The following is a 228-nucleotide window of genomic DNA, read 5'->3' as shown; positions in this document are numbered from 1 at the left end:
GGCTGAGAGCAGAACAGCTGAAGATTGTGGCGGAGCTGGAGTCGGCGGGAAATACGGTGGGCTTTATCGTACAGGATGCTATGCCGATCGGACTTATCGCTCTGCGCGATACGCTACGTGCGGACGCTGTTGCCGCGCTGAGCGAACTTCTTGCTTTATACATAGAAACGGTCTTGCTGACCGGCGACAACCCGCGCGCGGCGGCCGCTATCGCCAACGAGCTTGCCA

1 protein-coding gene is annotated in these 228 nt (G+C 59.2%); it reads left to right on the top strand.

Annotation, left to right across the window (positions count from 1 at the left end; all coding sequences use genetic code 11):
• Window positions 1-228: HAD family hydrolase (locus QCD69_RS22670; RefSeq protein WP_301253588.1), on the top strand; the 228-nt coding region annotated here is incomplete at both ends.

The organism is Erwinia sp. PsM31 (genome assembly GCF_030433775.1).
GTDB classification, from domain to species: Bacteria; Pseudomonadota; Gammaproteobacteria; order Enterobacterales; family Enterobacteriaceae; genus Erwinia; species Erwinia aeris.
This window is presented reverse-complemented; position numbering and strand designations above follow the sequence as displayed.